Below are 17,210 nucleotides of genomic sequence, written 5' to 3'. Positions count from 1 at the left end.
ATAGCCACTAACAGCGTTCCAAAACAGCACTCACCAACTTCTCTATACCTGCTGATGCCTCACCAATCCGCTGCGCAAGCATATAAGCCGGTGTTGTTACCAACTTATGCTGCTCATCAATAACAATGTCGTTTACTTTGCAAGACACGTGCTGTGCCCCCATGGCATTGATAGCATCTGCAGTTGCTTGATCATGACCAATCGTACACTTTACTGATTCACCAAAGATTTTAGCCGCCATGACGGGTGCAATACAGATCAAGCCAATCGGCTTAGTTGCTTTTGCAAAGCGTTGACATACTGCAAGCACATCAGGCTGTATTTGCATGGTCTGCCCATCAACGGCAAATGAGCACAAGTTCTTTGCAGCGCCAAACCCACCAGGAAAAATTAATGCATCAAAGTCGTCTTCTCTTAGCTCTGACAAGGACTTTATTTCACCTCGAGCAATTCGAGCCGCTTCAACCAGTACATGCCTTGTTTCTCCCTCAACTACTTCCCCTGTTACGTGGTTAATCACATGTTGTTGAGGCATATCTGGTGCAAAACATTGATAGTGTACATTAGCCTTATCAAGGTGTAATAAGGTTAATACCGACTCATGAATCTCAGCCCCATCAAAGACACCACATCCTGATAAAATTACCGCAACACGCTTCATTTCCTCTCCTTGTATTTACAATTTTAAACGCTATCAGTCGAACCACCTGAAGAGCAATCATCATACAACAATGACCTTTAAGAAAAGACAGCCCATATATTAGAAATAACTAATAATAATCGTGATACAAACTGTTAACTAGATCTAGTTTTCTACAAACACATCACCTGAATTAAACAAACCAACCAGCTCAATGCATATTAAATAGTTTTTTGCCCTCATATTATGCCTAGTTTCCATACAAAAGCTTTCCGTTTCAGGAGGCTTGTCAAAGCACAATTTTTACTGCACAAAAGTGCTCAATCCATTGTGCTATGTAAGTTTACCAAAAAATAACTTCATTTAATTAAAAATTAATACAAAATTAATTAATATTACCTTCAAAATAAGACTAGCTATTTATTATCAATTAATCTCTACAAAAACTGTCTACAGGCCTTTATTTCAAGCAAATTTATTCACTTTCAGAGTAGTCTCCTAAGAATTTTTGACTTCACGCAAATAAAATAAAATAAAACGAATTAGTTGTTTTATTGTCATCTTTTTTTCATGTTAGAATTAATCCCGCAGAAGAGAGGTTAACTACTTATTACTCATTACTTGTTTGGTGTTACCAAACACCGTATCCCTCAGTGAGAATATATAGCCATAGTGAAGGGTAAAGATTCATCACCAAGGGGTTACGTAGCAAGAACCTATATCGAGCTTTATTGTACTCAGCTAATTAGGATGATGGTTGGCTACATATAAGCCTTGTTATAGGTAACGTGGAACGTTATAAAAAGCAGTAAATAATACCCAAAGTAACGTATACCCATAATAACGGGTATAAATAAAGCAGTACTTCCTGTTACTTTGCTAATCCTACTGGCAAAGTAACAGGCTCTTAATACTGAATATAAAAATTAATGTGTTGCTATGGGAGTAAGTAATAGGTGTAAGCATTATAAAAATATCTACATGTAAAGAAAGCATATACCTTCTGTGCAACTGAATACCCAGGGTAAAGCCAGTAGTGTATGCGTTCTTGCAGTCACACATGCCAAGAGTAGTAGTTATGCAAAAAGTTATACTTCCTACAACGTTAGTGGTGGCTTCACTCCTTACATTCTCTGCACATGCAGAAATGACTTATAGCTTTGGTAATGTCAGTATCAACTACCTTGAATGGGATGCCGATACTGAAGTCAAAACAGGCAATACAAAAGAAGACTTCTCCTATCTTGAAATAGAAGGTGGTGCCGGCTTCAATTGGGGCGAAGTGTACGGGTTTTACGATTTTGAAGAATGGGATAAAAACTCAGATAAACATCGATTTTTCGGTAAAGGTAATGTACGTTACTTCCTGGGCGATCAAGGCTGGCATTTATTTGGTCAAGTCTCTGATTTCCGCACGAAAGACTTCGATGAAACCAATACATTTTTAGGTATAGGTAAAAGCTTCAACTTTTCCAATGGTCTGTGGTTAAAAGCTCATGCAGCCATACACCATTCATTCCAAAGTGATAAATATGGTTCTTTTGATGGTCACAATGGCTATCAGTTAGGTGTCGTTTGGGGCAAAGACTTCTCCGCATTAGGTCAAAATTTCACTGTTGCTCAGTGGCATGAGTACGACTTTATGCGTGATGATGACTATATGGCAAGTCATGACGGCTCACCTAATACTTCAGGCTATAATGGCGCAATTTCTGGTTGGTGGCATATCACTGATCACTTTGATGTCGGTGTTCAATACCGCTACGCTGATGATTACTTAGGATCTCCAACTTACCAAAACGGTACAATACTATCATTGAAGTATAATTTTTAAATAAACTAAATCTCCCTCGTCTAGTTAGTGACAAGTAAGGACGCTGACTACTAACCAATTACAATAAAAATGATGCGTTTCTCCTTAATTAAAGCCAATTTTACATTGGCTTTTTTGTTTTCTTTTTTACGCCTTAATCACAAATAATTAATAGTCCCTGTCTTAAGTGAGGAAAAAATATTTGATTTTTACTGGAATCTTAGGAAGCTTCGAGTGCTTTCAGCACAATCGATGATAACTCTTCGCTGACAAACTTTGTCAACGCAGCATCTGCACCACTGGCATCAGCTGCTGCAGAAGTAATGCTACTGGATAATGACGTATGTAATAAAATATACATTGATGATAAATCTTGATCCTTGCGTATCTCTCGCGTAAGTGTGTAACCATCCATTTCAGGCATTTCAATGTCAGAAATAATCATATCTACATGCCTTCCCTGTTGGTGCAAGTTACGCAGTAAATCCAGCGCTTCCTTCCCATCATTCGATACAACATACTTAACAGGGAGTTTATCCAGTGTTTGACAAATCTGCTTTCTTGCCATGCTCGAGTCATCAACAACCATGATTAATTTATCTTTTAGGATAGCAATTTGTTCCGGCAATAATTGCAATTTAAGCAGTGAGCTCCCTATGTGCTCTGGCACTACTTCATTTAACACTTTTTCAACATCGATAATTTCTATCATATCTTTGTCAAAAGAAGTTACCCCAGTCACATAACTCCCTTTTCCTGTAGCTTTTGGAGGCGGTAAAATATCTTTCCAGCTCAAGCTGACGATACGCTCTACTTCCCCCACTAAAAACCCCTGCATTGTACGGTTAAACTCTGCAATAATTATATTTATCTTACCTTGAGTATCACGTAGCGGTGTCAGCCCAATTGCCTGAGCCAAGTCGATTACACTCAGAGGGGTGCCCCTTAACTTGGCAATACCTACTATGGCGGGATGTGCTTGCGGAAGTTGGGTAAGCTTTTGCGTTGGAATAATTTCTTTAATTTTTAGTACATTAATTCCATAGCGCTGTTTACCGCATAATCGGAATAGCAACAAATCCTGCCCTAAGTGGCGCTGATCACTGCTATTAGATTGACTTATTCCTGTCATATTCACTCTCTAATGGGCAGTCCGAGGATTAACTCTACTACTAATCCCTTTAAGTAACCTTATTTAATTACAGTAGTTTAGCAAAGATTATCCCCTACGCACTCTTGCAAGAACTTGAAGTATCGTTTCCGAATTGTTTCACTTTCATTAGCTAAATGATGTTTAGCTGATGGCAGAATGAGTTTTTTGGGTTGAGTAAAAATTTTATCCAGTACTTTTAAATTATGCTGCCAGTCTACTGTCAAGTCCTGTTCTCCTTGAATAATAATAGGGGTAAGAGGACTTTTACGGCTGTTTTCAATTTCTTTAATCCAATGATGAAGTGCACCTACCCACTCGACAGATAAATTAGCTGGCTGCAAGGGATCAGCATGACGAATAAACTCCACAAATGAGCTATCTGTAGAGTTAGCAGTATAACGTCTATTGAGACGTCGAATAAAAGGCTTTAGTAAAAAATATGCAAACAACGACTGGCGCCATGCTCTTGGTCTTACAAGGGGAGCTAATAATACAACATGTTGAAATGGACTCGTCCTAAGATCAAACTGATTGCGCTGCAGGTAATCAATCGTTACCGCTCCTCCCGTGCTTTGCCCTATTATGTGCCATGGCTTAGGTAACTGATTCTCTGAAAATTGCAAACAGCGCGAAAGCGCACTTTCATATTCTGAGAACATTTGAATAGATGCTCTTGAACCTGAAGACAATCCATGCCCAGGCAGATCAAAAGCAAATACATCAAACCCCTGCTCAAGTAAAAAGCGAATGACATGCTTATATAAACCTATATGGTCATAATACCCATGTAACAAGAAAAAACAGCCTTTCGGGTTAGGCTGTTTATAAACATGACAAGCAACCATGTAAGGAGGTGATTCCAGCCAGCCAAAATAATGTGCTACATCAGGCAATTGCTTCGCAAAATCAATTCCATAATAGCTAAAGTAAGCTAGCTCCTGTGCTGTTGGTTGCAGGGGAGATTCTAATGACAAAGGCCTAAAACCTTGTTGCAAGTGTTCTAAAGAAAATGGAAGCGTTTTCATCAGTAGCCTATTTCTTACACTTTTTTATAAAAAAATACCTATTAACTGCCTTATAACATTTTCACTAAACAGAGCAAACGTTAAAGACTAAGTTTTTTACAAAGACCTGAAGTAACTTTGGCCCTGCCTTAACATCCTCTTTATATAATTACCTGCTAAACTTTATATTGTCTGACAATTTTATGACGTATGACTGAATAGAGTCTTCAGCATCTGCTCAGTCGCACAATGAGGAAATATTAATAAAATTAAATAATTTTCTTAATAACACTGTATAACAAGGACAGTTTACATGTTACCCCCCTATTACTTTCTTTTAGCCTACCTGGTTTCTATGATTCCATTTATTGGCTGGTACCTTGGTGGTTCCTGGAATTTATTATTTTTACTTTTTTATCTACTTTTTCCCGCAGTAGACCTTGTTCTTGGTCGTAGTAAACAAAACCCTACACCGCAACAAGAGCAACAGCTTCTCAATGACTATCGTTATAAAGTGATTATTTGTGGATTTTGTTGTGTCCAGCTTGGCTATCTGATGTTAGGACTTTATAGTGCAAAGTTCGAAGTTTGGAGCACCACATTAGCACTGTCATTGAGTACAGGATTTCTGGTATTTGCTGGTGCTATCAACATTTCTCATGAACTCATACATCGCAATACTAAGCATGAACGTATGCTGGGTGGCTTTATGCTAATGCTCGTGGGTTATGCAACCTTTAAAGTAGAACATGTGAGAGGTCATCATGTTAATGTCGCAACACCGCATGATGCTTCAACCGCAAAACTTGGTCAGTCAATTTATTTATTTCTTCCCCAAGCAATTATCAGAAATATTATCCAAGGATTTAAATTAGAAGCCACTCGTTTAGCAAGGAAAAAGTTACCTTTCTGGCATTGGCAAAATGAATTACTTTGGTGGAGTGCGGGAACATTGTTGCTATGGACAAGCTTTGCACTATGGGCTGGTTGGCAAGGTTTGATGTTTATATGGGTAAGTTCGATCTGCGCAATCATTTCACTAGAAATAGTCAATTATGTAGAGCATTACGGCTTGGTTCGCAAGCAACTACCTGATGGTCGATATGAGCGTGTCAGTCCAATACATTCATGGAATGCCAGTGAAATTTTCTCAAATGCAGGACTTTTTAATTTACAACGTCACTCAGATCACCATGCTCATCCCGCCAGACGCTACCAAATATTGCGTCACTTTGATGAAAGTCCGCAATTACCTTCAAGTTATGGCGCCATGATGTTACTTGCTTTAATTCCTCCTCTTTGGCGGCAGATAATGGATCCTCGGGTTATTCACTACCAACAAACCCAAAAACAAGTATTTGGCTAAAGGATAATATATACCCCTCACGAATCATTCTTAGGTGTCAAAATAAAGTAGTATATACTCACAGCGAAGGGTTATTTAGGCGAGGCCACCGAGCGATGAAGCACCAGGAGATTAGATAAACTAAATGACTGGGGTGGCAGTTAAATGCTCCTGCATAAACTGCATTCCCTCCATCCTTGGTGGTCAAGAGCGATGGTAACAAAGCCTAAAAATCATTCGCGAAGAGTATACAAAAGCCTCAGCCACTTTTTAGGAATTTCTGAGGCTTTAGGAGAATTAACAACTGAGACGATAAATATTTATTTTAGACTACTATAAAATGCAGCTAAATCGGCAATATCCTGATCACTTAAGTTAGCTGCTTGAGCATGCATAACAACCGCCTGCCCCCCTTGCCGCTGTTTTGCTCGATATGCTTTTAGAGAGCTTTCCAAATAGGCAGCATTCTGGCCTGCCAAGTGAGGATAAATAGGTATTTTGGCATAACCATCTTCACCATGACAGGCATTACATATTTTTGCTTTATTCTTACCGGCTTCAACATCTCCAGCTGCACTGACATACATGGCACTCATACTAAAGAAGGGTAAAAATAATACTAAAAAAAACTTCCTAATAAACACCGACATAAAATTCCTCATAGGCTAATCCACGGCTAATAAATAGTAACTTCTACTGGTTAATAATTAATTTACAGGCAGATCATAGCCTATTTTCACCCAGCTAGACTAGGGAAATTAAAAATGACATTTTTATGTAAATTTAAAGAAATTATTGCTTATCAAGCTCAGCATTTAAAAGCTTGAGATAACGCGCATCAACCTTTCCCATTTTCTCGTCAGCAAAAACCTGCCACTGGGGTCTACTGCAAAATAGGTATATACTTGAGCGCTAATTTCATACACCGTGAAAGGGAGAGCTTGCATATGTCCAAGCAGTTTGTTGTTCGCCAGTTTCCTGGAACACGCATGCGTAGAATGCGCTACGATTCTTTTTCTCGTCGCTTAATGCGTGAACATAGCTTATCCACGAATGACTTGGTGTATCCTATTTTTGTTATAGAGGGTGATCAGCAGCGAGAGCCTATTCCCTCCATGCCTAATATTGAGCGTCTGAGTATTGATCAACTCATCATCGAATGTAAGACACTTGTTGCGTTAGGTATTCCTGCAATTGCCCTATTTCCGGCACCAGATGCCTCTGTAAAATCAGAAGATGCAAAAGCAGCCTATGACCCTGATGGATTAATGCAACGTGCTATTCGTTCAGTCAAAAATGCCTTTCCTGATTTAGGCATTATTACAGATGTAGCACTCGATCCTTATACAACACACGGCCAAGACGGCATCATCGACGAATCAGGTTATGTATTAAATGACATCACGGTAGAGGTTTTAGTAAAGCAGGCTCTTGCCCAGGCTCAAGCTGGAGCTGATATGGTTGCTCCCTCTGATATGATGGATGGACGTATTGGCACCATACGACAAGCATTGGAAACTGAAGGATTAATTAATACACGTATTATGGCTTATTCTGCTAAATATGCATCAGCCTACTACGGTCCTTTTCGAGATGCGGTAGGCTCCAGTGCTACGTTAGGCAAAAGTAACAAATATACCTATCAAATGGACCCAGCAAACAGTGATGAAGCACTACAAGAGGTAGCGCTAGATTTGCAAGAAGGTGCAGATGTGGTAATGGTCAAGCCTGGTATGCCTTACTTAGATATTGTTTATCGCGTTAAAAAGGAACTTCAGGTCCCTGTTTTTGTCTACCAGGTGAGTGGAGAGTACGCAATGCACAAAGCTGCCGCAGCAAATGGATGGTTGGATAATAATAGTGTCATGCTAGAAAGCTTAATCGCGATGAAGCGCGCGGGTGCAGATGCAATTTTCACCTACTTCGCCAAAGAAGCAGCTGAACTCATTCACTCAGCCTAATTATCATAATTTTTTTACTTAGCTATACCCTTGGCCAACCTTTATGAAACAGTATTATAAGCCAAACCGGTAAACGCCAAGAACTTCGTGCTATAAAGTAATTCGCGCCAAGGGTATAGTAATCAGCATCATGAAGCACTTATACAACAGCTACCCATTAATCATGTTTTATGTAGGGATACCCAGCACGGTGGTGGTTGTTGAATCACTTAACGACACAAGTTTTCAGACGCTATAATGAATATTAATCAGACCATCGACTATTTGGTCCGTACTGCTTAGCAAGGAGTATTATGAACTTGTCTGCCAGTCAAGACATTCAAGAGGTTGCTAGCGAACCTGTTGAAGAGCCAAGCAAAATCACTGACTTATCAAACCCCGACTATTACATTAATCGAGAACTTAGCCATCTTGAATTTAATGCCCGGGTTCTGGAACAGTCCTTAAATGAATCATACCCTTTGCTTGAACGTTTAAGATTTCTGCTGATTTTTGGCAGTAATATGGACGAATTTTTTGAAATTCGTGTTGCCGGACTAAAACAACAAATTAATTTTGCCCGAGAAAAATCGGGGCTAGATGGTAAACAACCGCAACAGGTATTAGCTGAAATAGCCCAAAAAACTCATGAGTTGGTCAATAAACAATATCAAATTTTAAATGATGTACTACTCCCTAAGTTAGAAGAGCAAAATATCTGTTTCCTGCGGCGTACTCAATTTACGCCAAAACAAGCAGCCTGGATACAGGATTACTTCAACCAGCAAATTCTGCCTGTTATCAGCCCTATCGGGCTAGACCCAGCACACCCATTCCCTCGATTAGCCAATAAAATTCTCAACTTTATTGTTTCTTTAGAAGGCAAAGATGCCTTTGGGCGTGAAACTGGTATGGCCATTATCCCGGCCCCCCGTTCACTGCCTCGACTCATCAAGCTCCCAGAAGAACTCAGTAACGGAAAAGTGTGCTACGTCTTTTTATCTTCAATGATTCACAGCCATGTAGAAGATCTCTTCCCTGGCATGACCGTTAAAGGCTGCTATCAGTTTCGCTTAACACGTAACAGTGACCTCACCCTCGACTCAGAAGAAGTCGAAGACCTCGCAAGAGCACTCCAAGGGGAGCTTTGGTCTAGACGCTATGGTGATGCAGTTCGTTTAGAAGTAGTTGCCAATTGCCCGCAACCTTTGACGAACTTTCTATTAAAGCAATTCAATCTGACTGAGCAAGAGCTTTATCAAGTTGATGGTCCCGTCAACCCAGGCCGCTTAATGAGTGTTTGCAATAGTGAAGACCACTCAAGCTTACAATATGATCCTTTTAGCCCGGGTTTTCCGAAAGCACTGGTTAAAAATGAGGATTTACTGGGCGCTATCAAAAAAAATGACATTTTACTTTTACACCCTTTTGAGTCCTTCACCCCCGTTGTTGATGTTTTACGTCAAGCAGCAAAAGATCCTAATGTATTAGCAATAAAACAAACCTTATATCGTACTGGTGCTAATTCAGAAATTGTCAGTGCCATGGTTGATGCTGCACGTAATGGTAAAGAAGTCGTTGCGGTCATAGAAATTCGTGCACGTTTTGATGAAGAGGATAATCTGCAATTAGCCAGCCGGCTGCAAGAAGCGGGCGCAGTCATTGTTTATGGTGTAGTAGGTTATAAAACCCATGCCAAAATGGCATTGATTATTCGCCGCGAAGGGAAAACAATGCAGCGTTATGCGCATTTGGGCACAGGTAATTATCATGCAGTCAATGCGCGAATTTACACCGATTATAGTTTTTTAACTTGCAATAAAGTATTAACTGAAGATGTACATCAGCTGTTCCAGCAACTGACAGGTATGGGTAAAGCTGTGCAGGTGAAAAAACTACTCCATGCACCTTTTACCCTAAAGAAAACCATACTGGAACTGATTTATAACGAAGCGCATAACGCAAAAGAAGGAAAGCCCGCCAAAATTATTATTAAAGTCAATTCCATGACCGAGGCAAAAGTTATTAAAGCTCTTTATCGTGCTGCCCAGGCAGGGGTGGAGATAGATTTAATTGTTCGAGGCACTTGTTGCGTGCGTCCAGGTATAAAAGGGCTATCTGATAATATCAGGGTCCGCTCTATTGTAGGCCGCTTTTTAGAACATACTCGAGTCTACTACTTTTGTAATGACAATAATCCACGGGTCTTTTGCTCTAGTGCTGACTGCATGGAGCGTAACCTTGATCGCCGTGTAGAAACCGCCTTCCCTGTTGAAAACCCTAAACTTGCCTTACGCATTAAAAAAGAACTTGATATTTACCTGAGTGATAACTGTATGAGCTGGGAACTGCAAACCGATGGCAGTTACATCCAGAATCATCCTCCTGAAGGAGAGTCTGACAAAAACGCCCAGCTTATCCTATTGGAAAAACTTGCACGGTAGCACTCAAATATTAGACAGCTTCTAACGCTCCTTTGTCACAGTGCACATCATAATCATTTTTTCTGATGTGCACTGTCTACAGCAAACGCTTTTTCTTTATTGTGTTCTTTTTATTCACAGCCATCAATTTATTACTGAACAGACAAACTAAAACCTGCCTTAGTGAGATACTGCTGTTCCTGTTCAAAATCCGCCTGTGTTAATGGATGCTCGGCTAACCACCCAGCCCCCAGTGTTAAGCTCAAACCAGAAGATGTTGGCACTAAACTATAGTCTGGCAACAGCTCATCATCTCGAACATGATTGAGTAAAATCGCAATCCTTAGCAAGATAGCAAGTTTATTCATACGCGTTGCGACACCAGGGACTAAATCAAAAAATGCATCTTCTGAAAGTGCACGCCGGTGACAGCGTACTAACATCGCTAAACGTAGCTGATCATCTCGTGAAAAACCCAGCAAGTCTGCATGTTTGATAATATAAGCACCATGCTTATGAAATTGGGCATGAGAAATATCCAGGCCAATTTCGTGTAACTGGGCAGCCCAACCAAGCAACTGTCGATCTTCTGCCTCTAAAAACCAAGCTTTGCTTACTTGATCAAAACATTTGATAGCGTGTTTACACACCCGCTTGGCATGTTTCATATCGACATGATAACGACGCATTAAAGCCTGAACCGTCTTGTTACGGACATCGACATGATGAAAGCGGCCCAGCATGTCATACAGTAAACCTTCTCGTAACGCTCCATCAGAATACGCCATCTTTGGTATTTGAAACGCTTCAAAAACCGCCATCAATATAGCAAGCCCTGCGGGAAAAATACCAACACGATCAGGTTTGAGTCCTGGTAAGCTAAGATTATCCACATGTCCTGCCGCAATCACTTGTCGACGAAGATGCTCTAGCCCCTCTAACGTAATACCAGAACCTGTCATGCCCAACCCTTGCAGGACAAATGCAATAGACTTCACCGTGCCCGACGAGCCTATAGCTACTGACCAGGCATTTTGTTGACAGTCTTCAACGATATTCAGGAGTTCTAATCGAGCTGCATAATAGGCTGCCTGAAAATTTTGGGCACTCAGCAAACCCTCTTGAAAAAAACGTTTAGTATAAACCACGCACCCCATATGAAGACTTTCCAGGAGTGTCGTATTAAATCCTTTGCCAATGGCAAACTCGGTACTTCCTCCACCAATATCAACAACCAAACGTGTCTCATCTTGTCCAGCCATAGTATGTGCAACTCCCTGGAAAATGAGTCGCGCCTCTTCACGGCCAGCAATCACATCAACGGCATGACCTAACACATTTTCGGCCGCTGCAAGAAACTCATCGGCATTGGTTGCAATACGTAGTGCATTGGTACCAACCACTCTTATGTGCTGAGCAGGCAAACCCCTAACATACTGGGCAAATCGACTCAAACAGGCCAGACCTCGCTCCATGGCTTCAGTACTTAGCACACCTTGATCATCTAATCCTGCTGCTAACTGAACTTTTTCACCTAAACGCTCAATAGGCCTAATCTCATCACCTTCCTGCCTCGCAACAATCATGTGAAAACTGTTTGAACCTAGATCAATTGCTGCGATCAGGGACTGGTCATTATGTTCTGAGCGGGATATGCTATCGGTCATCAGCAGTCCAAATTGGCTAATTTTTGTTATTATCTGAGTGGATGTCTAAAATCCACCAAGGCAACAACAACTACAACAAATTAATAACAAATAACAACAAGTCAGTATCACAATACTGCAATTTAATGGGTCATCTTAGCGAATTGTTTGCTTAAGGAACAGAGTGCTATCATAGGCCCCATTTTGTTTTGGAATATATCTTGGAGAAACTGCGACATGAGCGAACATATCAAGCATGTAACTGACGACTCATTTGACCAGGACGTCCTCAACGCTGAAGGCCCTGTACTGGTTGATTACTGGGCTGAGTGGTGTGGCCCCTGCAAAATGATTGCGCCCGTATTAGATGCGATTGCAGAAGAATACGCAGGCAAACTGACTATATGCAAGATGGATATTGACAAGAACGAAAAAACACCGCCCAAGTACGGCGTACGTGGTATACCCACATTAATGTTATTCAAAAATGGTAATGTTGAAGCAACAAAAGTAGGGGCTTTATCGAAGTCTCAGCTGACTGCTTTTCTTGATAGCAATATCTAAAGTTTAGCCATTTTTCTTGTCAGCTCAGTGCAGCGTAGCCTGCACTGTTTCCTTAACAGAATCACATTCCCCCCCTTGTTAACAGTGACTCATACAACGTTTACAGCATATTCCTATTTTTTTCTGGACTAAGGAGTAGACTGAATCTATTATCAGTGTTAGATTATGCACACTAGCCTAATTGAGTGCAGGAAGCTATTCTTATTACAGTAATCAGCTGTGAGTCCTTGTTAGTGATACCCCTGAAGACTATAGGTGATATCCTCTAAGGTATTGACTATAAGGTATTAAAAAGTCAGCTGTGTCGAAGTAAGCAGTCTCATAACAAGAAATACCAACCTTATGTGTTACTTGTAGTTGAGATTTTCTCGTAATACGCTATCTATTGTTATACTGTAATCTGTAATTAAGTTATGCTGTAATTTAGTTACGTTAGTTAACTGCAGAAGCTAATATTTTGTTGTAAAACAAAGAAAAACTGAAAAGATAGAAATTCAAAAACACGACATACTTTACAAAAACTAATTTACAAGCAATAGTGCGATCGAGAAACGAACTGTACAAAATAATTGTACAAACGAAATATAGAATATTCGATTCAAACAATACTTACCAAATTAGTAATTATCAAACACATACCTTAGTTTCTGCTATCACTACAGCAACTTAGTATACCTTTCATTGTTATTTCATATAACCCGCTATGAATCTTACCGAATTAAAGCAAAAACCCGTCCCAGAATTGCTGGAAATTGCAAGTCAAATGGGACTAGACAACTTAGCCAGATCCCGGAAACAGGATGTAATTTTTTCAATACTGAAGCGTCACGCCCGTAGTGGTGAAGATATTTATGGCGACGGTGTACTTGAAATATTGCAAGATGGCTTTGGTTTCCTGCGCTCTGCTGACAGTTCTTACCTAGCAGGCCCTGATGATATCTATGTATCCCCAAGTCAAATTCGCCGCTTCAATTTACGTACAGGCGATACAATTTCTGGCAAGATACGCCCTCCTAAAGATGGCGAACGTTATTTTGCACTGCTGAAAGTTAATGAAATTAACTTTGGCAAACCAGAAAATGCAAAAAATAAAATATTATTTGAAAATTTAACACCATTATTTCCTCAAGAACGTCTGTTAATGGAAGCCGGTAATGGCTCCACAGAAGATTTAACAGCACGAATCATTGACTTAGTTGCACCCTTCGGGAAAGGACAACGTGGCTTGATTGTTTCTCCGCCAAAGGCAGGTAAAACATTAATGCTACAGAATATTGCGTCCAATATTTCCCGTAATAACCCCGAGTGCCACCTTATTGTACTTCTCATCGACGAACGTCCAGAGGAAGTAACTGAAATGGCCCGCTCTGTGCGCGGTGAAGTGGTCGCCAGTACGTTTGATGAACCCCCATCTCGTCACGTTCAAGTGGCAGAAATGGTTATTGAAAAAGCCAAGCGACTTGTTGAGCATAAAAAAGATGTTGTCATTTTATTAGACTCTATCACTCGTCTTGCCAGAGCATACAACACAGTCATTCCATCATCAGGTAAAGTACTCACAGGTGGTGTTGATGCACATGCATTGGAAAGACCAAAGCGTTTCTTTGGTGCTGCACGTAATATTGAAGAAGGCGGCAGTTTGACTATTATCGCTACCGCTCTGGTAGATACTGGCTCCAAGATGGATGAGGTGATCTACGAAGAGTTTAAAGGTACGGGTAACATGGAACTGCACCTTGACCGGCGCATTGCTGAAAAACGTGTTTTCCCTGCTATTAACATTACTCGCTCAGGTACTCGCCGCGAAGACTTACTCACGACAGAAGAAGAGCTTCAACGCATGTGGATTTTGCGGAAAATACTTCACCCAATGGATGAAATTGCCGCCATTGAATTTCTCGCTGACCGCATGAAAGATACTCGAACCAATGAAGAGTTCTTCCAGTCTATGAAGCGGAAATAAAAGTCTATAGGGCACCTCTAAATAGATAACCACCTACTAAAGTGGGTGGTTTTGATCTGAAGTACGTTTTTGGAGTGATCACTATTAGACAAATATAAATAATTCCCTTACAAACCGTCCCTTTTGTCATAATTCAGGGCTGGCTATAATGCTGATCTGAATGAGATATTTTGGACTCCAATGAAATACAAAGATCTTCGAGACTTTATCAAGCAGTTAGAAAAAAAGGGTGAACTCAAACGAATCAAACACCCTGTTGATCCCTATTTAGAAATCACCGAAATTGCTGACCGAACCTTACGCCGACAAGGCCCTGCCCTTCTGTTTGAATCCCCTAAAGGCTCTTCAATTCCTTTATTAGCCAACCTTTTTGGCACACCTGAGCGCGTTGCTTATGGTATGGGTGCTGAGTCTGTTGCCCATTTACGAGAAGTCGGTCAGTTGCTGGCTTACTTGAAAGAGCCTGAGCCACCGAAAGGGATGAAGGATGCCTGGGAAAAGTTACCCATCTTCAAGCAAGTCATGAACATGAGTCCTAAACAGGTTCGAACAGCCCCTTGCCAACAGGAAATTTTCGAAGCATCAGATGTTGATCTCACCACATTACCTATTCAAACCTGCTGGCCAGGAGATGTAGCCCCTTTAGTGACCTGGCCACTGGTGATTACCCAAGGCCCACATAAGCCACGTTATAATTTAGGCATTTATCGAATGCAGCTACTGGGCCGCAATAAACTTATCATGCGCTGGTTATCACACCGAGGTGGAGCAATAGACTATCAAGAATGGCAAAGTGCTAACCCAGGTAAGCCTTTTCCAGTCGCAGTTGCCTTAGGTGCTGACCCAGCCACTATTTTAGGGGCTGTCACACCAGTTCCCGACACTTTAAGCGAATATGCATTTGCAGGCCTGCTGCGAGGCAGTAAAACAGAACTAGTAAAGTGCCATACCTCTGACTTACAAGTGCCCGCCAGTGCAGAAATTGTACTAGAAGGTTATATTTACCCGGATGAGCTGGCCCCGGAAGGTCCCTACGGTGATCACACAGGCTACTACAATGAAGTTGATAACTTCCCTGTTTTTACCGTAGAGTGCATAACGCATCGTAAAAACCCCATTTATCACAGTACCTATACAGGTAGACCACCAGATGAGCCAGCTATTTTAGGCGTTGCTCTCAATGAAGTCTTCGTACCCATCTTGCAAAAGCAGTTTCCAGAAATTGTTGACTTTTATTTGCCCCCTGAAGGCTGTTCATATCGGCTTGCTGTTGTGACCATCAAAAAACAGTATCCAGGTCATGCTAAAAGAGTCATGCTGGGTGTATGGTCATTCCTACGACAGTTCATGTATACCAAATTTGTTATTGTCACCGATGATGATGTCGATGCCCGAAACTGGCAAGATGTAATATGGGCAATGACAACACGCATGGATCCCCAGCGCGATATGACATTTGTTGATCAAACGCCTATTGATTATCTTGACTTTGCTTCACCTGTATCAGGTTTAGGTTCTAAAGTTGGGATGGATGCCACCAATAAATGGCCTGGTGAAACAAACCGAGAGTGGGGCAAACCCATTGTGATGACGGAAACTGTTAAACAACGAGTTGATGAGTTATGGGACCAATTAAATATAATGTAACGAAAATAAATAGCATGTGAAATTATAATTGTGGAGCACCAGCAGTGACTATCAAAACCTTAGCAGTGAACATCTACAGTATTGATCGCCTCCCTAATGATATTTTCCGTGTTCGCCTTCAACAAACTACTGAACAACTACCTTCTTTTTATGCTGGTCAATATTTAATAGTACAGTTACCCAATCAACAACAATGTCCTTTATCTATTGCCAGTGCGCCTGAACACTACCATAACCATGATTATCAGCTTGAACTACATATTCAGTACTTGCCAAATAGCGAACTTTCAAAACAAGTTATTGAATACATTCAACAACAAAAAACTCTCACCATTACTTTACCATTAGGGAATTGCCATCTAGCGACAATACCCAATAAACCATTGGTATTTATTGCTGCTGGTACCGGTTTTGCGCAAATGAAAAGCATGTTAGAACATTGTTTTACGCAAAAACACCCTTATCCACTGCACCTATATTGGGGAGCAAGATTATCTGAACAGTTTTACTTAAAAGCACTTCCGCAACAATGGGCTAAAGAAAATAAAATAGTTTTTCACCCTGTTGTAAGCGACTCAGCCATTGAAGATGAAGTATACCGTTCAGGTTTATTAATCGAAGCCGTTCATGAAGATTTAGCAAGTATAAAAGACGCTTTCTTTTATATTAGCGGCTCTCCCACCATGGTTTATGCTACATTTGACGGACTTATCAGTGAGGGTATCGCTGCTGATCATGTTGCTGCGGATGTTTTTGATTACGCTCCCAGAAAAAAATAGCACACCTCTACAGAACCTCATATAAAAATATGTTTTTAATACACCCACAGTAGAAGACCATTCTTGGTCTCTACTGCTCTCAATGCTACGACACCTACTTCACAAGCCAATTCAAACACTTAATCCTCTTTTTACTATACCCAAAACGAAGGGTTTTTAGTGGGGCTAGTCTGGTCTGTTAAGACTAGCGATAGCATCAACAGTTTTTTAATGGTGTTAGCTGGGCCGTCAAGTGATGAAGCCCCTGGGCAAGTTTACTGCTGTGAAACTTGCGCTAGCCACTTGAACTGATA

At 40.7% G+C, this 17,210-nt stretch carries 13 protein-coding genes; 8 read left to right on the top strand and 5 right to left on the bottom strand.

Features of this window, described 5'->3' with window-relative positions; all coding sequences use genetic code 11:
- Window positions 1-7: 7 nt before the first annotated feature.
- The gene (gene elbB / locus KHS79_RS08940; protein ID WP_212718390.1) at window positions 8-661 is read right to left on the bottom strand and encodes an isoprenoid biosynthesis glyoxalase ElbB; all 654 of its coding nucleotides are present in this window, start codon (window positions 659-661) and stop codon (window positions 8-10) included.
- A gap of 1,057 nt (window positions 662-1,718) precedes the next feature.
- Between elbB and KHS79_RS08935 the strand changes: the two genes are divergently transcribed.
- On the top strand, window positions 1,719-2,474 hold the full coding sequence (locus KHS79_RS08935) for an outer membrane protein OmpK (RefSeq protein ID WP_212718388.1): 756 nt from the start codon (window positions 1,719-1,721) through the stop codon (window positions 2,472-2,474).
- Window positions 2,475-2,673: 199 nt separating this feature from the next.
- On the opposite strand, the gene KHS79_RS08930 is transcribed toward KHS79_RS08935, so the two are convergent.
- Together KHS79_RS08930 and KHS79_RS08925 are read right to left on the bottom strand one after the other, a co-directional pair.
- On the bottom strand, window positions 2,674-3,585 hold the full coding sequence (locus KHS79_RS08930; protein ID WP_094785835.1) for a chemotaxis protein: 912 nt from the start codon (window positions 3,583-3,585) through the stop codon (window positions 2,674-2,676).
- 77 nt (window positions 3,586-3,662) lie between these two features.
- Entirely contained in the window at window positions 3,663-4,631 is a 969-nt protein-coding gene (locus KHS79_RS08925) for an alpha/beta hydrolase (protein WP_212718386.1), read from the bottom strand.
- Between the two features lie 292 nt (window positions 4,632-4,923).
- Between KHS79_RS08925 and KHS79_RS08920 the strand changes: the two genes are divergently transcribed.
- The gene (locus KHS79_RS08920) at window positions 4,924-5,976 is read left to right on the top strand and encodes an alkane 1-monooxygenase (protein ID WP_212718384.1); all 1,053 of its coding nucleotides are present in this window, start codon (window positions 4,924-4,926) and stop codon (window positions 5,974-5,976) included.
- 299 nt (window positions 5,977-6,275) lie between these two features.
- Here KHS79_RS08920 and KHS79_RS08915 read toward each other — a convergent pair whose 3' ends face one another.
- A complete protein-coding gene (locus tag KHS79_RS08915) occupies window positions 6,276-6,605 on the bottom strand; it encodes a c-type cytochrome (protein ID WP_206196667.1) in 330 nt (109 codons plus the stop codon).
- Between the two features lie 297 nt (window positions 6,606-6,902).
- Here KHS79_RS08915 and hemB point away from each other — a divergent pair, with 297 nt between their 5' ends.
- A complete protein-coding gene (hemB, locus tag KHS79_RS08910; protein WP_094785831.1) occupies window positions 6,903-7,916 on the top strand; it encodes a porphobilinogen synthase in 1,014 nt (337 codons plus the stop codon).
- 293 nt (window positions 7,917-8,209) lie between these two features.
- Window positions 8,210-10,339 (top strand): polyphosphate kinase 1, encoded by a 2,130-nt coding sequence (ppk1, locus tag KHS79_RS08905; RefSeq protein WP_051311069.1) that lies wholly within the window; start codon window positions 8,210-8,212, stop codon window positions 10,337-10,339.
- Between the two features lie 131 nt (window positions 10,340-10,470).
- Here ppk1 and ppx read toward each other — a convergent pair whose 3' ends face one another.
- Window positions 10,471-11,985, bottom strand: coding sequence for an exopolyphosphatase (gene ppx / locus KHS79_RS08900; RefSeq protein WP_212718382.1), 1,515 nt, complete (start codon window positions 11,983-11,985; stop codon window positions 10,471-10,473).
- A gap of 216 nt (window positions 11,986-12,201) precedes the next feature.
- Between ppx and trxA the strand changes: the two genes are divergently transcribed.
- From trxA to KHS79_RS26265, 4 genes are all read left to right on the top strand, one after another.
- Entirely contained in the window at window positions 12,202-12,528 is a 327-nt protein-coding gene (gene trxA, locus KHS79_RS08895) for a thioredoxin TrxA (protein ID WP_027707567.1), read from the top strand.
- A 703-nt stretch (window positions 12,529-13,231) separates the two neighbouring features.
- Window positions 13,232-14,491, top strand: a complete 1,260-nt coding sequence (gene rho, locus KHS79_RS08890; protein WP_027707566.1) for a transcription termination factor Rho — start codon at window positions 13,232-13,234, stop codon at window positions 14,489-14,491.
- Between the two features lie 180 nt (window positions 14,492-14,671).
- Window positions 14,672-16,138, top strand: a complete 1,467-nt coding sequence (gene ubiD, locus KHS79_RS08885) for a 4-hydroxy-3-polyprenylbenzoate decarboxylase (RefSeq protein WP_212718380.1) — start codon at window positions 14,672-14,674, stop codon at window positions 16,136-16,138.
- 44 nt (window positions 16,139-16,182) lie between these two features.
- Window positions 16,183-16,917, top strand: a complete 735-nt coding sequence (locus tag KHS79_RS26265) for an NAD(P)H-flavin reductase (protein WP_212718378.1) — start codon at window positions 16,183-16,185, stop codon at window positions 16,915-16,917.
- Window positions 16,918-17,210: the final 293 nt, after the last annotated feature.

This window comes from Zooshikella ganghwensis (genome assembly GCF_018263875.1).
Taxonomy (GTDB): Bacteria; Pseudomonadota; Gammaproteobacteria; order Pseudomonadales; family Zooshikellaceae; genus Zooshikella; species Zooshikella ganghwensis.
Note: the sequence above shows the minus strand (reverse complement) of the source record. Positions and strands in the feature narration are given on the sequence as shown.

Excerpts from the sequence above, each read along its gene's own strand:
- ppk1 (WP_051311069.1), top strand. The coding sequence starts at position 8,210 with ATGAACTTGTCTGCCAGTCAAGACATTCAAGAGGTTGCTAGCGAACCT.
- KHS79_RS08935 (WP_212718388.1), top strand. The coding sequence starts at position 1,719 with ATGCAAAAAGTTATACTTCCTACAACGTTAGTGGTGGCTTCACTCCTT.
- KHS79_RS08930 (WP_094785835.1), bottom strand. The coding sequence starts at position 3,585 with ATGACAGGAATAAGTCAATCTAATAGCAGTGATCAGCGCCACTTAGGG.
- rho (WP_027707566.1), top strand. The coding sequence starts at position 13,232 with ATGAATCTTACCGAATTAAAGCAAAAACCCGTCCCAGAATTGCTGGAA.
- KHS79_RS08915 (WP_206196667.1), bottom strand. The coding sequence starts at position 6,605 with ATGTCGGTGTTTATTAGGAAGTTTTTTTTAGTATTATTTTTACCCTTC.
- hemB (WP_094785831.1), top strand. The coding sequence starts at position 6,903 with ATGTCCAAGCAGTTTGTTGTTCGCCAGTTTCCTGGAACACGCATGCGT.
- elbB (WP_212718390.1), bottom strand. The coding sequence starts at position 661 with ATGAAGCGTGTTGCGGTAATTTTATCAGGATGTGGTGTCTTTGATGGG.
- ubiD (WP_212718380.1), top strand. The coding sequence starts at position 14,672 with ATGAAATACAAAGATCTTCGAGACTTTATCAAGCAGTTAGAAAAAAAG.
- KHS79_RS08920 (WP_212718384.1), top strand. The coding sequence starts at position 4,924 with ATGTTACCCCCCTATTACTTTCTTTTAGCCTACCTGGTTTCTATGATT.
- trxA (WP_027707567.1), top strand. The coding sequence starts at position 12,202 with ATGAGCGAACATATCAAGCATGTAACTGACGACTCATTTGACCAGGAC.
- ppx (WP_212718382.1), bottom strand. The coding sequence starts at position 11,985 with ATGACCGATAGCATATCCCGCTCAGAACATAATGACCAGTCCCTGATC.
- KHS79_RS08925 (WP_212718386.1), bottom strand. The coding sequence starts at position 4,631 with ATGAAAACGCTTCCATTTTCTTTAGAACACTTGCAACAAGGTTTTAGG.